The organism is Candidatus Eremiobacteraceae bacterium (assembly GCA_035295225.1).
Taxonomy (GTDB): Bacteria; Vulcanimicrobiota; Vulcanimicrobiia; order Eremiobacterales; family Eremiobacteraceae; genus JABCYQ01.
Window position 1 is genome coordinate 1 of the sequence record DATGJI010000058.1, and the last position, 18788, is coordinate 18788.

At 61.7% G+C, this 18788-nt stretch carries 20 protein-coding genes; 11 read left to right on the plus strand and 9 right to left on the minus strand.

Annotated features, from left to right (window positions below; all coding sequences use genetic code 11):
* A partial coding sequence (locus VKT51_11340; GenBank protein ID HLJ84758.1) for a winged helix-turn-helix domain-containing protein occupies nucleotides 1–1230 on the minus strand: 1230 nt, incomplete at its 3' end.
* Between the two features lie 184 nt (nucleotides 1231–1414).
* Here VKT51_11340 and VKT51_11345 point away from each other — a divergent pair.
* Both VKT51_11345 and VKT51_11350 read left to right on the plus strand, forming a co-directional pair.
* Nucleotides 1415–1849, plus strand: a complete 435-nt coding sequence (locus VKT51_11345) for a hypothetical protein (GenBank protein ID HLJ84759.1) — start codon at nucleotides 1415–1417, stop codon at nucleotides 1847–1849.
* 39 nt (nucleotides 1850–1888) lie between these two features.
* Entirely contained in the window at nucleotides 1889–2872 is a 984-nt protein-coding gene (locus VKT51_11350) for a carbon-nitrogen hydrolase family protein (protein ID HLJ84760.1), read from the plus strand.
* A 7-nt stretch (nucleotides 2873–2879) separates the two neighbouring features.
* Here the strand turns inward: VKT51_11350 and VKT51_11355 are convergent, their stop codons facing one another.
* Entirely contained in the window at nucleotides 2880–3179 is a 300-nt protein-coding gene (locus VKT51_11355; protein ID HLJ84761.1) for a hypothetical protein, read from the minus strand.
* A gap of 141 nt (nucleotides 3180–3320) precedes the next feature.
* Between VKT51_11355 and VKT51_11360 the strand changes: the two genes are divergently transcribed.
* The 3 genes from VKT51_11360 (at nucleotide 3321) to VKT51_11370 (ending at nucleotide 5234) form a co-directional block, all read left to right on the plus strand.
* Nucleotides 3321–3995, plus strand: coding sequence for a carbonic anhydrase (locus VKT51_11360; protein HLJ84762.1), 675 nt, complete (start codon nucleotides 3321–3323; stop codon nucleotides 3993–3995).
* A gap of 107 nt (nucleotides 3996–4102) precedes the next feature.
* On the plus strand, nucleotides 4103–4444 hold the full coding sequence (locus VKT51_11365; GenBank protein ID HLJ84763.1) for a hypothetical protein: 342 nt from the start codon (nucleotides 4103–4105) through the stop codon (nucleotides 4442–4444).
* Between the two features lie 100 nt (nucleotides 4445–4544).
* On the plus strand, nucleotides 4545–5234 hold the full coding sequence (locus VKT51_11370) for a TIGR02453 family protein (protein HLJ84764.1): 690 nt from the start codon (nucleotides 4545–4547) through the stop codon (nucleotides 5232–5234).
* Between the two features lie 54 nt (nucleotides 5235–5288).
* On the opposite strand, the gene VKT51_11375 is transcribed toward VKT51_11370, so the two are convergent.
* Nucleotides 5289–6488, minus strand: a complete 1200-nt coding sequence (locus tag VKT51_11375; GenBank protein ID HLJ84765.1) for a hypothetical protein — start codon at nucleotides 6486–6488, stop codon at nucleotides 5289–5291.
* Between the two features lie 122 nt (nucleotides 6489–6610).
* Between VKT51_11375 and VKT51_11380 the strand changes: the two genes are divergently transcribed.
* The 3 genes from VKT51_11380 to chrA all read left to right on the plus strand — a co-directional run bounded on the left by VKT51_11380 (nucleotide 6611) and on the right by chrA (nucleotide 11780).
* Nucleotides 6611–8173 (plus strand): hypothetical protein, encoded by a 1563-nt coding sequence (locus VKT51_11380; protein ID HLJ84766.1) that lies wholly within the window; start codon nucleotides 6611–6613, stop codon nucleotides 8171–8173.
* Nucleotides 8174–8280: 107 nt separating this feature from the next.
* Nucleotides 8281–10515 carry an alkaline phosphatase family protein gene (locus VKT51_11385; GenBank protein ID HLJ84767.1) on the plus strand — a complete coding sequence of 745 codons (2235 nt, stop codon included), beginning with the start codon at nucleotides 8281–8283 and terminating at the stop codon, nucleotides 10513–10515.
* Entirely contained in the window at nucleotides 10512–11780 is a 1269-nt protein-coding gene (chrA, locus tag VKT51_11390; GenBank protein ID HLJ84768.1) for a chromate efflux transporter, read from the plus strand. The genes VKT51_11385 and chrA overlap by 4 nt, the downstream gene beginning before the upstream one ends.
* Here the strand turns inward: chrA and VKT51_11395 are convergent.
* From VKT51_11395 to VKT51_11410, 4 genes are read right to left on the minus strand one after another with little or no spacing between them, the layout of a single operon-like run.
* Entirely contained in the window at nucleotides 11775–12248 is a 474-nt protein-coding gene (locus VKT51_11395; GenBank protein HLJ84769.1) for a GNAT family N-acetyltransferase, read from the minus strand. The two genes, chrA and VKT51_11395, sit on opposite strands and share 6 nt — an antisense overlap.
* A gap of 52 nt (nucleotides 12249–12300) precedes the next feature.
* A complete protein-coding gene (locus tag VKT51_11400; GenBank protein HLJ84770.1) occupies nucleotides 12301–12834 on the minus strand; it encodes a hypothetical protein in 534 nt (177 codons plus the stop codon).
* On the minus strand, nucleotides 12831–14204 hold the full coding sequence (locus VKT51_11405; GenBank protein HLJ84771.1) for an NAD(P)/FAD-dependent oxidoreductase: 1374 nt from the start codon (nucleotides 14202–14204) through the stop codon (nucleotides 12831–12833). The genes VKT51_11400 and VKT51_11405 overlap by 4 nt, the downstream gene beginning before the upstream one ends.
* Before the next feature lie 33 nt (nucleotides 14205–14237).
* The gene (locus VKT51_11410; GenBank protein HLJ84772.1) at nucleotides 14238–15014 is read right to left on the minus strand and encodes a methyltransferase domain-containing protein; all 777 of its coding nucleotides are present in this window, start codon (nucleotides 15012–15014) and stop codon (nucleotides 14238–14240) included.
* 93 nt (nucleotides 15015–15107) lie between these two features.
* On the opposite strand from VKT51_11410, the gene VKT51_11415 reads away from it, so the two are divergent.
* Both VKT51_11415 and VKT51_11420 read left to right on the plus strand, forming a co-directional pair.
* Entirely contained in the window at nucleotides 15108–15299 is a 192-nt protein-coding gene (locus VKT51_11415; GenBank protein ID HLJ84773.1) for a hypothetical protein, read from the plus strand.
* A gap of 15 nt (nucleotides 15300–15314) precedes the next feature.
* Entirely contained in the window at nucleotides 15315–16889 is a 1575-nt protein-coding gene (locus VKT51_11420) for a CocE/NonD family hydrolase (GenBank protein HLJ84774.1), read from the plus strand.
* Between the two features lie 7 nt (nucleotides 16890–16896).
* Here VKT51_11420 and VKT51_11425 read toward each other — a convergent pair whose 3' ends face one another.
* A complete protein-coding gene (locus VKT51_11425; GenBank protein ID HLJ84775.1) occupies nucleotides 16897–17205 on the minus strand; it encodes a hypothetical protein in 309 nt (102 codons plus the stop codon).
* Between VKT51_11425 and VKT51_11430 the strand changes: the two genes are divergently transcribed.
* Nucleotides 17204–18427, plus strand: a complete 1224-nt coding sequence (locus VKT51_11430; protein ID HLJ84776.1) for an OmpA family protein — start codon at nucleotides 17204–17206, stop codon at nucleotides 18425–18427. The two genes, VKT51_11425 and VKT51_11430, sit on opposite strands and share 2 nt — an antisense overlap.
* Before the next feature lie 22 nt (nucleotides 18428–18449).
* Here VKT51_11430 and VKT51_11435 read toward each other — a convergent pair whose 3' ends face one another.
* On the minus strand, nucleotides 18450–18722 hold the full coding sequence (locus tag VKT51_11435) for a DUF4242 domain-containing protein (protein ID HLJ84777.1): 273 nt from the start codon (nucleotides 18720–18722) through the stop codon (nucleotides 18450–18452).
* Nucleotides 18723–18788 lie beyond the last annotated feature (66 nt).

The following is an 18788-nucleotide window of genomic DNA, read 5'->3' on the forward strand; positions in this document are numbered from 1 at the left end:
GTATGCCGGAGTGGGCTTCATGTTCGCGAACCGCGCGAGCCATCGAAGCGCGGATCGCGGGTCGCGCGCGTTCGCATAGACGTGCGCGAGCGCGCTCATCGCATCCGGGTCTGTCGGAGCGATGGTGAGCGCGTGCTGAAATTCGCGTTCGGCGCGCTGATCCTGACGCAACTGTTCATCCGCTAAGCCCGCGCCATAGTAGGCGTTTTCGGAGTTCGGATCGATCGTCATAGCGAGATGCCACTGGTCTGCGGCTTCGGTATAGCGGCGGCTGAAGTAGAACTGAGTGCCGAGCGCCTCGTTGATGACGGGGGAGAGCGGATCGAGGCTCCGTGCCTGCACCATCTGTGCGATCGCGTCTTGCAGCTTTCCGTGATTGAAGAGATACCATGAATACCACTCGCGCGCAGTCGCGTAGCGAGCATCGAGCGCGATCGATCGCTGGAATTCTGCGCCGACTTCATTGCGATATGCCCGACCGAGGAACTCGTCGACGAACGCGAGCGACGCATGCGCTTCCGCGGAGTTCGGGTCGAATCGTATGGCGCGCAGCGCCGCCGACCGTGAGAGATTCAAATTCTGCATGTGCTGCGCGCTGTACGGCCCGTAATAGGCAAGTGCCGAATAACTGTCGGCCACTCCGGACTCTGCGGCCGCGTACGTGGGAGCGATCGCGAGCGCCGCATTGAAATAGTGCAAACCGAGCTTGATGTTCGGGATGGTGCGCTCGTTCCAGTAGTGGCGGCCGAGGATATAGTCGCGCAGCGCTTGGGGATTAGGTGCTGCGATCGCATGGGCCGGCGGGAACAGACGGTTTCCGAACACGGCGAAGAGCAGCGCCGCGATGACGAGCGGCAGCGCAACGGCGAAAATCCGTGTTCGCGCCTTATTGGAATGAGCGGAGGCATGGGTCGCGCCGTTCGACGACGGGCTTGACTGCACGGGCGGTGTGAACCGGTACCCGCGGCTGGGCACAGTCTCGATAAGCCGCCCGTCCGCGTCCCCAAGCGATTTGCGCAGCACGTAGATCGTTTGCGTGAGATTGGCCGGCTCGACAAAGCCGCTCGGCCAGACGGATGCCAGTATCTCGTCTTTAGAGACAAGCGAGCCGGCGCGCTCGACAAGCAGAAGGAGGGTCGCGTACCCCTTTGCCGTGAGGTGGATCTCGCGTCCGTCGCACGATAGCGATTCGCTTCTCGAATCGAGACGGAACGGACCGAACTCAAACACCTGACTCAAGGCTAATTCCCCGGGCTGCTGGATGTCCGGTATGGTTTGACGCGAGCGGTTCCCGCCCTGCGGACCCCTTCATCGCATCGCCCCGGCGGAATCGCCATATTTGATAGGGATTTGATGATCATGTGATACCCCTTTGAAGCACAAAAAGCCACGGATATGCTAACCATTAGGCACGATGATCCAACTTGACCGGCCGGTTATCGCGGTCCGCAAACTACTGCGCCAGCTGCGCAGGCCGCATCTGCTCTCAAGAGACCCGCTTGCTCTTCGGCTTCGGGAAACTTTGAACGTGGGTACCTGCCGCGAAGCGATAGAGTTTCTCGTCGATCGGACCTTCGCTCGCGACGCCGCGGGCGAACGGCTGCGTGAGATACTCGTGCGCTGCGACCTCCAGGGTCAGAAGGCGACCGCCGCGGCGGGCGGCATGCACCTCTCGCTAAGACAATTTTTCCGCTGTCGCGCGGACGCCATGGAAGCGCTCGCCATCGCGATCGATCAACTCGACTCGCACACGACGGAGAGCATGCAGCGCGAAACAGCGCTCTGCTGCGCGCTGTGCCACCAGCCGATCGCCGCCCAACGGCCGCTGCGCCTCGAAGAAACGAGCTAAGGCGGGGGACGGCGCACGTGCGGCGGAAATCGCCGCATCATGAAGAGCACATCGCACCGCGTCGCAGTCGTCCAATATCCGTCGGTCTACTACGACCGTGAAGCGACGCTACGTCAAGCCGTCGCCGCCGTCGACGAGGCGGTGGCCGGCGGCGCACAGCTCATCGTGTTTCCCGAGACGTATATTCCCGGCTATCCAGATTGGGTCTGGCGCGTGGCGCCGGATCGATACGATATCAATGGGCCGGTCTACACGAAGCTCTTGGAGAACGCCGTCGATCTGACGCGCGGCGACCTTCAGCCGCTGCAGGAGGCGGCGCGCCGTCACGGCGTGACGATCGTATGCGGCATCGACGAGCTCAACAGCGAGTTCAGCCGGACGACGATGTACAACACGCTCATAACGATCGGCGCGGACGGCGCGATCCTCAATCGCCATCGCAAGCTGATGCCGACGAATCCGGAGCGCATGGTCTGGGGGATCGGCGACGGCAGCGGACTTCGCGTCATCGACACGCCATCGGGCCGCGTGGGCGGTCTGATCTGCTGGGAGAACTACATGCCGCTCGCGCGATACGCGCTCTACGCGCAGGGCATCGAGATCTATATCGCCTCCACATGGGATGAGGGACCGACGTGGGCGGCGTCGATGCAGCACATCGCGTCGGAAGGACGCTGCTGGGTCATCGGCTCGGGAAGCTGCATCCACACAAGCGACATCCCGGCGACGTTTCCGTTTCGTTCGGAGATCTATCGCGAAGAGATGTGGATCAATCCCGGAGATTCGGTGATCGTAGCGCCCGGCGGAAAGATCGTCGCAGGGCCCCTGCACGAAGAGAAGGGCATTCTTTTTGCGGACTGCGATCCCGCGGCGTCAGCGTCCGCACGTCGGACGCTCGACGTCGCCGGGCACTACGGACGGCCGGACGTGTTTGAGCTGCGCATCAATCGCAAGGCGCATCGCTCGGCCGAATTTCACGATGATGGGCAGCCGACGACAGCTGAGCGCACCGACAGCGCCTAGCGCGTCATTAGTCGTACGCGTCGAAGTGACGAACGGTAGGCTCTAGCTCCGTGAGAAAGTCGCGATCGAAATCGTAGTATTTGGCGCGCTCCGGGTCGTCGCCCGCGAACGTGCGAATCGCATCCACCGAATCCCACAGCGTGAACGTTGTGACGTGCACGAGATCGCCATCGCGGCGTTGCAGCACGAGAGCTGTCTTGTTGCCAGGGCTTCGCAGATAGTCCGGGAGCGCGACGGTTCGCATGAGTTCGAGATAGCGTTCGGCTTTTTCAACGGGCACGGTGCCGTGCCAAATCCTCGCGATCATCGCTTCTCAAAGGAGAAAGAGACGGAATCGACTGACCTGTAGGCATATGAGGAGCGCCTCGAGATCACGGTAATTTCGATGCCACCCTGCGTCGTCGCGTTCCTTTAGGAGAATGCTATGGGTTTGAAAAGACGCGATTTCATGCTTTCTGGCGCGGTCTTGAGTGCGGCAAGTCTCGTGCCGGCTTTTCGCGCTGCTGCAATCGCGGCAGCGGGGCCGCCCGTCACCACGCTCTCGCCTTCCCAGGCGCTCGCACGGCTCGTCGCCGGAAACAAGCGCTTCGCAACCGGCGCTTCGACTGATTTGAATCATCTCACTCGAACCGATGCGCTCGCTTCCGGGCAAGCGCCGTGGGCCGTGATCCTCAGCTGCTCCGACTCGCGCGTGCCGCCCGAGATCATCTTCGATCAGGGGCTTGGCGACCTCTTCGTCGTCCGCATCGCCGGCAATTACGCCGAGTCGGGCGGTATAGGCTCAATGGAGTACGCGATCGCGCACTTCCATTCACCGGTTCTTCTGGTGATGGGCCATTCGAGTTGCGGAGCCGTTCACGCCACCGTCGACAATCTGAAGGCGGGAAGCCCGCCTGTGCCCGGCAATATCCAAGACATCGTCACAGCGATCAAACCGGCTGCGCAAGCCGTGCTCCGCGAGCCCGGCGATATCTATGCTAACACCATCGCCGAAAACGTACGAGAAAACGTAGCTCGACTGAAGTCGATGGGGCCGGTCATCGGACCAGCCGTGAAGGCGGGAACGCTTGAGATTCTCGGCGGGGTCTATACACTGAAAACGGGTGTCGTGGCGCTCGTGTGATATTCGCGAATCGAATATCGCGATCGGGACGCCGACCGACCAAGCGTGAGTATACGATTTGACCACTTCCGCCAGGGGTATAAGAATTCATGGAAGGGAGTGGTTTTGTGAAATACGTTTACGCAGTTCTCTTGGCAGCCGTGTTCGGGCTTGCCCCTGCGCTCGCCGACCCGCCGCCGTACGTCGATACGTCATGCGGAACGTGGGTGAATGACGTCTGGGTGCCAAACGGCAATTGCCCGGACGGTATGAGACACGATACGGTCAGTGGTACCATCACGATCGTGAAAGGTCACCTCGTGACCGTGCAGCAGGCCACTCGAACGATAGTCATCGACGACCAGCCTGCCCTCGACGCCAAGCAGACCGGTCAGGTGGCCGTCGGCCGCGTGATCGTCGCCTACGGTTATTGGAAGGACCAGAACTTTTTCGCGACGGCGATCTACTGACGCCCCTAGCGCTTGAAGACGAAGAAGACACCGCCGACGGCGGTGTCTTCTTCATTGCAGACTGCAGGGTCACCGTCCGGGGGCGGGAATTGGCGCGGTCATGACGTCCAAGGCCGGACCGAAGTTCACCGGATTCTCGCCTGCGGCGATGAAATTCTTGCGGGAGCTAGCGAAGAACAACGAGCGCGATTGGTTTGTTCCGCGCAAGCATATCTACGAGACGGAACTGCTCGCGCCGCTGCAAGCCTTGGTCTCGGACGTGACAGACTCGTTACGCCGAGCGAGGATCCCGATCGGCGCAGACCCGACGCGTTCCACCTTCCGCATCTATCGCGACGTCCGCTTTTCGCCGGATAAGCGGCCATACAAAACGAACTTGGGCGCCTACCTTCCGTCGGATGGAACGCGCGATAAGCCTGGCGGGCTTTACATCCACATACAGCCGAAGCAGTCGTTCGCAGCGATCGCTTTCTACGAGCTGGACAAACCGGTTTTGCAGCGCTGGCGGTCGGAGATGGCGAGAAATCCCAAACGCTTTCAGACGATGCTGCAAGCACTCGAACGCAACGGATTGAAGCTCTCCGTGGAACACGAGGCGTTGAAACGGATGCCGCGCGGTTTCGAATCGTGCGCCGACAGCCCGATCGCACGCTACTTCCGGCTCGGATCCTTCACGGTCGGCGAGGACCTCACCGACAAGGAGGTCACGAGCAGGCAACTCGTCGCTCGTGTCATCGATCTTGCAAAAAGGGCGAAACCGCTATTGGACTACGGGCGGAACCTCAGCTAGGTAGTTCACGACGAAGGGGGCCGACGGGCGCCGGCCCCCTGCGATCGATCCAGACTAGGGTCCCAGGTACCGAGCGAGCACGAGACGATTCGGAGCGTATTGCTTTGCGGTGCTCGTCGCGCCGACGGCGATGATCTTGCCGTCGGGCTGAATCGCTAACGCCGTCACTTCCGCATGCATGAGGAACGGCGTCATAAGCGTGCCGCCTTTTCCGAACGTCGTATCGAGACTGCCGTTAGGCACAAACCGCGCGAGGCCAAATTTGCTCGAATAGTCCGGGGCCTGCGACATCCCACCGATCACGATTCGGCCGACCGAATCGACCACGATCGCATACGGGTTGTCGGCAACGACGTCGTTGGGCGGATAATTCCCGCCGTAGTCGATGACCGGTCCGCTGAATGCGGGGTCGGTGGAACCGCTGCGCAAGTAGCGCTGCGGCTGCAGATCCCAGTCGTAACCGTTGTCTTCATAGTAGTTCGCCCCGACAACGATCTTGCCGTCCGGCTGGAACGTTCCGGTGCCCACGTGGGCGATGGATGCGATCGTTCCGCCGGTGACGCTCGAATCACGAACACCGTTCGAAAGGAGACGCAACACCGACGTGCCGTCGCCGAGCGCGAGGATCTTGCCGTTGCTTTGCAGCGCGAGGCTGTTGAACGCCGAACGGTAGGCGCTTTGGATCGCGACGATGCCTCCGTAACCGAAATTGCCGTCGAATGAACCATTCGAATTGAGGCGCGCGAAGCCGGTATCCACTGTCAGACGACAGACGCCGATGCGCGCTAACCCGCCGACGACGATCTTGCCGTTGGGTTGAAGAATGACGACGGCGCCCGACGACACGGCCCCGTTGACGAAGTTGATGTTCACGACGCCGTTGGCGCCGAATGTCCGATCGAGTTTGCCGGACGGGTCCAGCCGCGCGACCGCCGCGTTGAGCGGGCTGCCATACGAGTTGAGCAGAGTGCCGACGACGACGAGCTTGCCGTCGGCTTGAATCGCCTCCGAAACTGCGTTGAAGCCTACGGCCGCAGCGCCGCCCCTCCCAAAGCCCGTATCGAACGCACCATTGGATAAAAAGCGGACGACGCCGGCTCCGCCGACCACGTCGATGCGTCCGTCCGCGAGGACGTGCACGTCCGTCGGCACCGCACTGATGTTCGTCGTGATCTTGCCGTTCTGACCAAACGCCGTATCGAGCGCGCCGGCCTGTTGCGCGCTGGCTACGGCGGCGCATGAAAGAACGAACACAGCGGTTGCCAATACGATCGAAGAACGCATAAAGTGAATCCCCCTCCCAAGTTGCCCCGCGCTCATATGATTACGAGGCTTGCTGAAAAGAGAATGAATGCGCGCTCGCGTAAGGTGGTCGCATGCTTGAACGGGCAGCCGTCTTTCTGTTGGCGGTCATGATCGTCGGACAGGCAGCATCGGCGCAGACTTTCGCGCGCGCACACCATCCGGTGTCGACGTCCAACTCGACGGCACAGGCGTATTTCGATCAGGGTTTGACCCTCATCTACGCGTTCAATCGTGAGGCATCGCGCCGGGCTTTCCAACAAGCGGCGGCCGCGGATCCGAAGCTCGCCATGGCATTCTGGGGCGTCGCACTCTCGTACGGCCCCAATATCAACGAGGGGATTACCCCGGCCGGGGAACGCGCCGCGATGGCAGCGATAGCGCGGGCAGAGTCGCTCGCGTCCGGCGGCAGCGCCACGGGTGAAGAACGGGCGCTCATCGCGGCACTCGCCCAACGCTACTCCGACAAGCCGCAATCGGATGGCGACGCTCTGGGAAACGCGTACTGCGATGCGATGCGCGCCGTCTATCACAAGTACCCTGACGATAGCGACGCGGCGGCGCTCTTCGCAGAGAGCGAGATGGACCTTCATCCATGGGCACTCTACACGACCGCAGGCGTTCCGATCGCAGGCACGGCTGAAATCGTCACGACGCTCGAGACGGTGCTCGCGCGCGATCCCGAGCATATCGGCGCGAACCATTTTCTTATCCACGCGACCGAGGCATCGACGTCGCCCGAGCGCGCACTGCCTTCCGCGTTCCGACTGCGCCGCATGGTCTTCGAACCCGCCGCCGCGCACCTTGTCCACATGCCGGCGCACACATTCATGCGGACCGGCGACTATGCCGACGCGATCGCGAGCAATGTTGCGGCAACGATGCACGATCGAAGCGCGATGCACGAGCGAGAGGGCGGCGGATATTTCGGCCACGACCTTTTCTTCTTATCTTCCGCGGCGGCCATGCAAGGAGACTACACGGCGGCGCGACGGGCTGCCGCAGAGATGGTCGGCCAAGACGCGATCGAACCGCTGCTCTTCGTCTACGTGCGCTTTGGGCGCTGGCACGACATCTTGGCGATGCCGGCCCCGAAAGATTCAGCGAATGAGCCGTTGCGGATGCCGGTCTGGCGCTTCGCGCGCGGCATGGCGAGCGTCGAAACCGGTGACCTCCAAGGAGCGCGTGGTGACCTTGCGGCGGTCGAGCAATTCTACCGCTTGATGCAGGTCCAAAGCGTCAACGGTTTTCTCAACGGTTCTCACGAGATACTGGGTGTGGCGCGGGATCTGCTCGGGGCAAAACTGGCGTGGGCCGCCTCCGATCGAAGCGGTGCGATCGACAAACTTAGCGACGCGGTAAGGATTCAGGATTCGTTTCTCTATATCGAGCCGCCGGACTGGTACGGACCTGCGCGCGAAGCGCTTGGAGCGGCGTACTGCGAGACCGGCGATTTTTCGCGCGCCGAGCGCGTTTTTCGCGACGACCTCGCGCGCAATCCACGCAATCCTCGGTCGCTCTTCGGCCTCTCGATCGCGCTCGAGGGGGAAGGCAGCGCCGACGACGCCGCTTACGTGAAGGCGCAATTCACGCGCGGCTGGGTCGGTGAAACACTCTCCATCAACGACCTCTTCTAAGAGACCAGCTAAGAGATCCGGCAGGCGTCGAGGCGCGTTCGATTCGAATGTTGGCCTGAGGGATAGCACGTGATGCCGATCGAGATTGTGCTCGCGGAGAAAAAAGCATGAACGCACGTTTGGCGGCGATCGCGGCCGCGCTGGCGCTGACGGGCGGGGCGGCGTCGTACGCGCGCGGCGGCGACTCGGTGTTGCCGAACGGCTGGATAGTCCGGCCGCCGAACGGACTTTCGCGAGAGACGGAGACCATGCCTCAAGGTGCGGCAGCGTCGCCGGACGGGACTTCCCTCGCAGTGGTCACATCCGGCGTCAACCCCGCGGCACTGCTCGTGTACGATGTCGCGACGCTCGCTCAAAAGGCAGAAATACCTCTTGCGGGAGCGTTTGGCCGCCCACTCTGGCTGGACGCAGATCATGTCCTTGTCGCCGGAGATAACGCGGATGCCCTCTTCAACATAGATCTCGCCTCGAAGTCGATTCGCACGATACCGATGGCGCACGGATCACATCCGATCGCGATCGCTAAGAGCGGCGGCATCTACGCTGTGGCGGGCGACGGCGACGGCTCGGTGCGGATCGGCGCGCTTGATGAACTCGCCCGCGCACGGCCGACCAAAATCGGACTGCATCCCGGACCGCTTGTTTTCTCTCAGGATGGCCGGACCGTTTTCGCCACGGACCGATCGGGCAGCCGCGTGGTCGCTATCGATCGAACTTCTCTCCTCACAACAAGAATTTCCACCGGGCTGCATCCATCTGATCTCCTGATCGAAGGTTCGGATCTGTATGTCGCGGCCAGCGACGCGGATGCCGTGGATGTCATCGACACCACCACCCACCGAAGGTCGGCCACTATTTTCGTGGGCGATCAGAATGGCGGCGACCGCCTTTCCGGATCGTCGCCCAATGCGCTCGCCGCGCATGACGCTCTTGTGTTTGTGACCTTGGGTGCCGCGAATTCAGTGGCGGTTTTGCGCGATCATCGTTTCGTCACGCGCATCGCCGCCGGATGGTATCCGACCGACGTGGTGCCGATCGGAAGACAGCTGTACATCATCGATGGCAAAGGCGAGCGGACGCACGCTAACCCGCGCTTCAATCCGAGGAGCACGAGCAACGTCGACTATATCGGCGCGATCCAATACGGCTCGATCAGGACGTTCGATCTCGATCGCCTTGGAGCGAGCGAAGGCAATCCGCAAGGCGCAGTTGGATGGCAAGATGCAGGTCAGGATGCCGTCGTCCGGCCCCATGGCCCGATCAAGCACGTCTTCTTCATACTGAAGGAAAACCGGTCGTACGATCAAGTGCTCGGCGACATGAGCTCCGGAAACGGCGATCCGAAACTCGTCTGGTTCGGCGCCAAGGTCACGCCGAACCAACACTCGCTCGCGAAGCAGTTCGGGCTGTTCGACGACACATACACAAGCGGGGAGGTCAGCGACCCCGGGCACAACTGGTCGGATGCGGCGTTCGCGAACGACTTCGTGGAACGGTTCTGGCCGCCGACATACGGCGGCAGACGCGACGACGACGAGACGTTCACCGGATGGGGCGCCAGCACGGCGCGCAATGGCTACATGTGGGATGCAGCCGCCGCCGCCCACGTGTCATTTCGCGATTATGGCGAATTGGCGACCGTCAAGCGGCTCGTCGCTACCGAACCGATCGCTCCGACGCTGCACGGACGCTACGATCCGAACTATGTAGGCTGGGATCTCGATTACAGCGATGTGGACCGCGTCAAGGAGTGGAGCCGCGAATTCGACGCGTTCGAAAAGAGCGGCACTCTGCCGCAGCTCGAGTACATCTGGTTGCCCAACGATCACACATACGGCAGCCGGCCGGGCAAGCTGACTCCGGTCGCTCTCGTGGCGCAAAATGATTACGCGCTCGGCTTGATCGTGCAGAAGATCTCGCACTCGCCCGCGTGGAGCTCGTCGGCCGTTTTTATCATCGAGGATGACTCGCAGGACGGAGCCGATCACGTGAGCGATCAACGCACCACGTTCTACCTCGCATCGCCCTTCGCTCGCGGCGGCGTGATTCACGATCACTATGCCACGGTGAGCGTGCTTCGAACCATCGAGATCATCCTCGGCATGCGGCCGCTCTCCACATACGACGCGATGGCCGTACCCTTGTATCACGCCTTTTCCGCGACCGCAAACGCCCCGCCATTTCGAGCGCTTCGACCGATGGTCGATATCACTGCAAAAAACTCGGTGACAGCCTTCGGCGCGCGCGTCAGTGAAACGCTCGACTTCTCGCGGCCCGACGCCACGCCGCCTGGAATACTCTTCAATATCCTCGCGCACAATCGATCGACCTCGCATCGATGAATGAAGGGGCCGCCAAGACTAATGAAGGGGCCGACGCCAGTCGGCCCACTTTGCATGCGCCTGGGCGCACGGGGAGTCCGAGTGAGGCTCCGAGCGTCCTGGAGATCGGCCTATATTTTCTTCGACTTGGCGCTGTGGGCTTTGGGGGACCGGTCGCGCTGGCGAATCATATGCGCACAGATCTTGCCGAGAAGCGGCATTGGCTGACGCCCCAGGAGTACGATGAAGGCCTTGCGATAGCCACAGCGTGCCCCGGCCCCCTCGCGTACCAACTCGGCATATATTGCGGATACATACTGCGCGGGTTTAGCGGGGCTTTGACCGCAGCGATCGCGTTCGCGATCGCGCCATTTGCCATAGTCGTGACCGCCGGATACCTCTACGTTCGCTTCGCAACTGCGTGGGAGGTCCGCGCGCTCTTCTACGGCATCGGTCCGGTCATCGTGGCGCTCATCGTCAAGGCGTGCTGGAACTTAGCACAAAAAACCGTGCGTGACGACAAGATAGCGTGGCTGATCGCTGCGGCGGCGTGCGCCATCACCTTGATGGTGCAGAAAGAACTGACCGCAATTTTTTTGGCCGCCGGCGTCCTCGGTGTCTTCATTTTTTCGGCCTCTTCGCGTACACCAAGTCATGACGGCAACCATCCGCAGCCCGAAGATACCGTGACGGCGCGGGGAGTGACGCCTTTCGTCGGCATGCTTGCCCTTTGGACGTCCCCTGCGATGACGTCGAAATTGTTCTTTTTCTTCTTCAGGACAGGGTTGCTCGTTTTCGGAAGCGGACTCGTGATCGTGCCATTTCTGAAGACCTACGTCGTCGACCAATACCACTGGCTCAGCCAACAACAGTTTCTGGATTCGGTCGCCATCGGCATGATGACGCCCGGCCCTGTCGTGATAACCGCGACCTTTGTGGGCTATCTGCTAAGCGGATTCGGCGGCGCGATCGCGGCAACGATCGGTATTTTCTTGCCGTCGTTCCTTTTCACGGTGGTGGGCACGCCTCTATTGCGACGATACCGGACAAATGCACGTCTTCAGGGATTCGTGCGCGGCGTGACGGTTGCAGTCGTCGGCGTATTGGTCGGCACGTCATATCTCGTCGGGAAATCGGTGTTGGCAGACGCGCTCACCATTACCGTCGGGCTCACCGCGCTCGCTGCTACCGTCTACTTCAAGCGGGTGCCCGATCCGTTGCTCGTCGCTGCCGGCGCGGTAGTCGGACTGGTAGCCTATCCGCTCATCCATCCGCAACCGCTATAGCGGTGAATTCAGCCGTAACCGCATCACGAGCACGCGGTAGTCGCGCTCGCCCGCGCGAAACGGCTCTTCGGATTCGGTCTTGAATCCATAGCGCTCGTAGAACGCGATCGCGTGCGCATTCAACGAATTGACTCGCAGGGTCATCGAGGTTGCGTTCTTCGCCCGCGCAAACGCGAGGGCTTCGTCCATTAGCCGCTTGCCGAGGCCAAGCCCATGGAAGCGGTAGAACACGTACAAGCGCTCGAGTTCGGTCGCTGCAAATGGCTCTTCGCCTTCGCCACCCACAAGGAGCGCGTATCCGACCGCACAGCTGCCCACGGCGGTCTCGACAACCCACATGCACGCTCGATCGCTTGCGAGCAATTCTCGAAAGTTTTCGGCGCCGAGGGATTTGGTCACATACGCGTACAGATCCGATCCTTGCGCGATCCCAGCGTATGTCTCCAAAATCGTGGCCTGGCCGATCAACGATAAGGCTGACTCGTCACCTGGGCCGCAACGCCGCAACGCAAAGTCCATCTTAGGGCGAAGGGGTGCGTTCGATCGCGATATACGTCACGACGTCCCATGCGTTGCGGATGCCGATGAAGATCAGCAACAGAGCAGCGGCGGCGAGCGCAAAGGGCGCCACGGGCGAGGAATTCAACATGATCGCGCCGGCGAGGATCACGCTGTAGGCAGCGAGAGGAAGGATCGTGTAAAATATCCAGTCTTCGAAGTCCGGCGTGTAATCCTTGAATCGTTTCGTGATAAGCCACACGCGAAGTATATAGAGGTCGGCGAGGATGCCGGCGATCGCGAGCAGCGACGCCGGATACGCAAGCGATGGCCACGGCGCGCTGAGGATCGCGGAGACGAGCAACGCCGCCCCGAAGTGAATGACCGTCGGCGTGCTGAACGCCGAAATCCCGTCACGGTTGCGCTTGCTGCGCTCCACACCGGTGACAAGCGTGATCACGACGAACATCAGGCCCGTGAGTGCACCGGCCGACGATCCGGTGATCGTGTAGAAATTCGACCACGGCCCAAGGACCGACGAAGCGGTTTCAGTCATCTATCTCTCACAGCGCCAAGCGACGTCGCAGCTTCGCGAGCCGCTCTCTCACCGGTTTGAAGCGCTCCATTCACCGTGCCGCCCTGGCCGTCATTCGACGTCGCCTCGCCCGCGAAGAATAACGCGTCATCGAGCGGCTCTGCAAGCGCTGCGCGCGGACCATCGGCGCCGACGGTGACGTAGCTGTACGCGCCACGCGCGAATGGATCGCCGCTCCAGTCGTGCATGAATGCCGCGTCGAATTCCCGGCGTGCAAGGTCGAGTGCTCCGAACATGGACCCGAACCCGTCGAGCGCGCGTTCGATACGTTCCTTCGGGGACATTCCTCGGAGCGCTATAGCCTTTGGGCCACCTGCCCATGCCACGATCAGGCTACTTCGCCGCGGAAACTGCGTCCAATACGCCGGAAACGGCTGATCCAAGCAGCGAAAAAAGCCGGCGTCGCGATAGCGCCCGCCGTGGAGGCGCCCCCAGAATGCAGTCCGGAACCAGAGATTGATCTTGACCACGTGGCCCATCTCGATGCGTCGAAGCGCCTCGTGTTTGAACGCGGGGAGATCTGGGTCGAAGACGACCGCCTCGTCGGCGCCGCCCTGGCGCAATACGCCGATCGGCAGCGTCACGATTGCCGTTCGGGCACGAAACGAGCGCCCTTCTCCAGCATCGAGTTGCGCATCGATCTGTATCGAACCGCGGCGCCACGAGATCCTGCGAACGACGGTCGAAAGAGAGATACGGACTCCGGCCGCGATACAGTCGTCGCGAAGTCGATCGAACATCGGTCCGTAGCCGCCGACTGGCCGCGCGCTTGCAAAGTCCGCGCCGGCATATATCTCGTCCGCGATGGAGCGCACGCTTGCGATCGCCGGGTCCGCGGCGTCAAAGCCTTCGACGAAGGCTCGCGCCATCTCGGCCGCATCCCGCATCGAATCGTCGTTTTCGAAGCGGCGAAGAAATCGATCGACCGTTTCGTCTTCCCGAAGTTTGCGAGCTTCTTCGAAGATGCGCGCGGCGATCATGAAGTCGCGCTCGTCACGATGCAAGTCGTCGTCTTCGCCGCGCGTCCACGACTCGCCGCCGGTGTCCACGCTTGAGATGCCGGCCTCGCGCAGCAGCATCCTCGTCTCCGGCGCCGGCCCGTGGATAAATTCCGCGCCGAGTTCAGCGCGCACGCCGGACGGTTGCGAAGTGTGCGAGACCACGCGGCCGCCAAGCCGGTCGCGTGCTTCGAGAACGATCACGCGCAGCGATCGGCGGGCGAGACTTCGCGCGGCCGCGAGACCTGCCGCACCCGCGCCGATCACGATCGCGTCCGCATCCGATTCCACCGGTGTCATGCCGTCGGAGCCGTTACCCACGAAACTCGGCAATACCTGACGCCGTCACGAGTTCAGCCTTCCTGATCACTCGCCGGATTTGCGGCCCCACGCCGTCCATATCGTAGGACCATAGGTGCCGACAGCCGGACTCGCCATCCGTCCGGCGACGTATTCGATGTCGGATGAGGTCGCGCCGTGCTGAGTCAGAAGGTCGCGGAGGCGCAAATACGATGAGGCGAGCAGCACCGAACGCGGGCCCCCTCGCTGATAGGTCTGCGATGATTCAGACGCGACATCTCGCAGACCGGCAGTTTCAAATAGCGGTGCGAGCGACGGGCCGAGCTGCATATCCCAACCGGCAGCTCGCGTCGCAGCCGCGAAGGAAGCGGCGACGCGATCGAATGCCGGATCCGGCGCGCTCAAGCGCACGGCCCGAAAATCCGAATCGGAGGCCACGAGCCAACCGCCCGGACGGAGCGCGCGAATCATCCGATGCAGAACAGCCTCATACTCCGGCAGGTGTTCTAGCAGAAGGCGAGAGTGGACGAGATCGACATTCTCCGGCAACTCTTCCCGCCGGATGTCGAGTCGGCGAACCGAAAGAGTCGGCGAAATATGCGGTTCGAGCAGACGCAGGTCAAGGTCGACCGCCAGGACGGAACCGGCCGGCCCGACGCGCTCGGCCAGCCATCGTGAGATCGACCCTGCCCCGGCTCCGACGTCGATACAGCGCCAGCCGGCTGCGATTCCGGTCCGCTCGAGACACGGAATGGATAAAGGGTCGAAGCATTGCTGCAGCAACGCCAACCGCTGTCGTTCGGTTTCCGGATCGGTAGCCTGTGAAAGCGTATATTCCGACATCGCATATACCTTTCGAACGAACTTACGTCGCGCTCAACGCTTCGCGCACATCGAGCGGATGCTCTTTCGGACAGCGTGCACAGCGCTACGCTGATGATCATAGAGACACCGGCCACGGCAAAACCTTCGTATGGACTTCCCGTTACTCGGGTCACGACGGCTACCGCGCGAGTCGAGGATGGCAAGATCTGCGCGAGCGAGAAACTGGTCGATCCGTCGGCGGTGCCCGATCGCGATCCATTCAATGCGGCGTGTGAGCGCGGATCTACTAGGCGCGACGGATGATAGTGCAGGCAAACCGTGATCGTAGACCGCGACGCCGGAATCCGTATGCGAGACGGCGTGCGCCTTTTCGCAAGCGTCTTTCGCCCGGATGACGGGGTGCCGCGTCCGATCGTGCTATCGGTGACGCCATACGGCAAAGACAACACGCCGGATCGAATCGGCATGCTCTTCATGCGCCTAGCCGGCGTGAGCTTCGGAAAGCTGAACTGCTCTCGATTGACCGGTTTTGAGTCTCCGGATCCCGCCTTTTGGGTTGACGCCGGATACAACGTAATCCAAGTCGATGCAAGGGGGATGCACAGATCCGAGGGGAGCGCGGGCGCATGGACGCCGACAGACGCGCTGGACTATGCTGAACTCATCGAATGGTGCGCGCGCCAGCCGTGGTCGACAGGCGCCGTCGGCCTATGTGGAGTTTCGTACCTGGCGATGTCGCAGTGGAAGGCGGCAGCGCTCCGCCCACCGGCCCTCAAGGCGATCATCCCGTGGGAGGGTGCGACCGATCTGCTTCGCGAGTTCGCATACCAAGATGGCGTGCGGGAATCCGGCTTTGTGCCGATCTGGTGGAACAACCGCATGAAACGCGGGCGGAACAAACGCTTTGCGATGGCTGAAGATTTTCTTCGCGAGCGCGACGCGCGCCCGTTCGACGACGATTGGTGGGCGAGCAAACGCCCTGCACTAGCCATGATCGACGTTCCGGCGCTCGTCTGCGCGAGCTGGTCCGATCAAGGGTTGCACACGCGCGGCTCGTTGCTCGGCTTCGAAAACATCGCTTCCACGCAAAAGTGGCTATTCACGCACGGCCGGCGCAAGTGGGAGACCTTCTATGGAGATGAGGCGCGCGACACGCAACGGCGATTTCTTGACCATTTTCTCAAAGGCGCAGACAACGGCTGGAACGAGACGCCCCGCGTCAGGCTTGAGGTGCGGATGTCGCTTTCTCGGTGGAAGGTGCGCGGAGAAAGCGCATGGCCGCTTCCGAACGTCACCTACACGCCGTTGTACCTCAACGGCGCTGACGGCACGTTCGAATCGCGACTTCCGAGGGAGACACATCAAGCCCGATACGCAACAAGAAAAGGAGAATCGCCCGATCGGGCGAGCTTCACGCATCGCTTTGCGGCGGAAACGGAACTCACCGGCACGATGAGTCTGAAGTTGTGGGTGTCAACGAGCGCGGGGACGGATTTAGATCTCTTCGTGAAGCTGCGCAAGTTCGATGCAGTCGGCGGCGAGATGTATTTCTACGGTTACAACGGCTTCGCAAAAGACGGCGTTGCGAAAGGTTGGCTGCGCGTATCCCATCGCGCGACCGATCCGCGGCTCAGCCGACCGGGAATGCCGTGGCATTCCCACCTCAAGGCCGATCCGGTGCAACCGAATGAAATCGTTCCCGTCGAAATCGAGATTCTCGCGTCAAGCACACTTTTCGAAGCGGGATCCACCTTGCGCATTGACGTTCTCGGCCGCGACGCCGACCGCTATCCGGCATTCCGGCATAGGCCGACCGTGAATAAGGGGTGGCATTCAATCCATACCGGCGCGACGTACGACTCGCATCTCTTGATACCCGTGGCGGGCGGGTGAGCGTTCATCACCGATGTAATACTTCGACAATGCCTACACGTTGGACTATCGCTCTGATGGTCGTTGCTCTTACCGTTGCTTCGACTGCCGCGTGTTCGCGCCAGTCTTCAACGGCGCAGCAGTCCGCGCAACCAACCGCGTCGTCCGCGAGTGCGACGGGTGCGACCGAAAGCCCGTCGGCGTCTGCGGAGCCGACCGCATCGCCGGGCGAAGTTTCGCCGGCCCCGGGTGAATCGCCGCCGACATCGCCACCGCCGTCCCCGTCGCCGACCGTTCCAGCCGAACCGACCGGATTGGCGCACGGCTGGGATTCCATGACAGAGCGGACCGTCAGCGGCCCAGAAGCCGAGCTCCTCGTGAGAACCGGCGACATCAACAATCTCGGTTACGGATGGCCGCCGAACTTCACCCCGTTCTCTGGCGACTCGACGCCGCCCCATCCATACCCGTGCACGCCGCGCCCCGGCGCGCCGGCCGGCACGGATCGCATCATGCTCGGCTCGGGCGTCACAGGCGCAGACATCAAGAACGGCGGAGGCGACGGTTACGCTGGCTGCAGCAAGCGGCCAGACAATTTGCCGCAACCGATCTCCATCTATGTCGGCGATCTGCCGCAGACGATCCATGCGGTGCTGTTCCAGATGTTCCTCGACGATTTCCAAGCACCAGTCTGGAAATCGCATTTTCAGGTCACGCTCAACGGCACACTTCTTCCGAACTTTGGCGACACGATCAACCAGATGGATCAAACCGGCCCGATCGGCAAGCTCGTCACGCTGCGTCTCCTTCCGGAATATTGGCCGCTTCTAAGGTCAGGGACGGTCAGTCTCTTGATCGACGATCCGACGACGCATAAGCTCGACGGCTACGCCGTTGATTTCGTCCGCATCCTCGTCAATCCGCGCCCGTTCCAATACATCGTGGCGATCCACTGCACGGTGACCGACGCCGACACGGGCAAACCGATCGCCGGCGCGTCGCTCGCTGCCGCGCAGATGAATGCATCGGCTGGGTCCGACGGAAAGGCCACCTTGCGCGGGATACCGGCGGGTCTGGTCTCGGTGAACGCGGACGCGATCGGATATGACAGCGCGGTGCAGCTGGTCGACCTAAAGGCAGGCTCCGTCGGCGAGGCGACGTTCGTGCTGCACCGCCATCGCGAAAACGTGAGTGCGGCGCAGCAGGCGCTGGACCTGAGCGGAACCGTCGCGATCTACGGAATCCATTTCGATACGGCGTCCGCCCGACTGCGCGCCGATAGCGCGAGCTCTCTCCAAACGATCCTACAATTGATCAAGAACCATCCGAAGGCGCACTGGATCATCTCCGGGCACACGGACAATCAGGGAAGCGCAGCCTACAATCTGAACCTTTCCGATGAACGCGCGCAGTCGGTGGTCGCCTGGCTCGTGCAGCACGGCGTCGCCAAAGAAGTTCTGGTCGCGAAGGGCTACGGCTTGACGCGTCCGGTGGCGGACAACTCAACGGAAGGCGGCCGTGCGCTGAACCGCCGCGTCGAGGTCACCATCATCAAGTAATCGAGCGTACGCCCTACATCGCTCAGTGGTAGAAATACGGATCGAGAACGCTGACTTCGGAAATACTGTCAACCGGCAGCCCGTTGCGCTCGGCCGCTTTGCGGATGGAGTCTTCGCTCGGACCATCGTAGATGCAGTACGTCTTTGTATGATCTTTTGAAACGTACGAATGAACCCACGTCACGCCGACGCCTCCATTTTTGTCGACGACGGAAAGGCAAGCGTTGGCCCCTTCGTTTGTGGTAGGAATAGATAGTCCGTCTTTAAACGTGCGTTCCACCATGTATCGAGGCATAGCGTTCCTCCAACGGTTCTAGCAAAACAAGCAGCGACTGCGGCCACTTTTAGCATGCGTATCGTG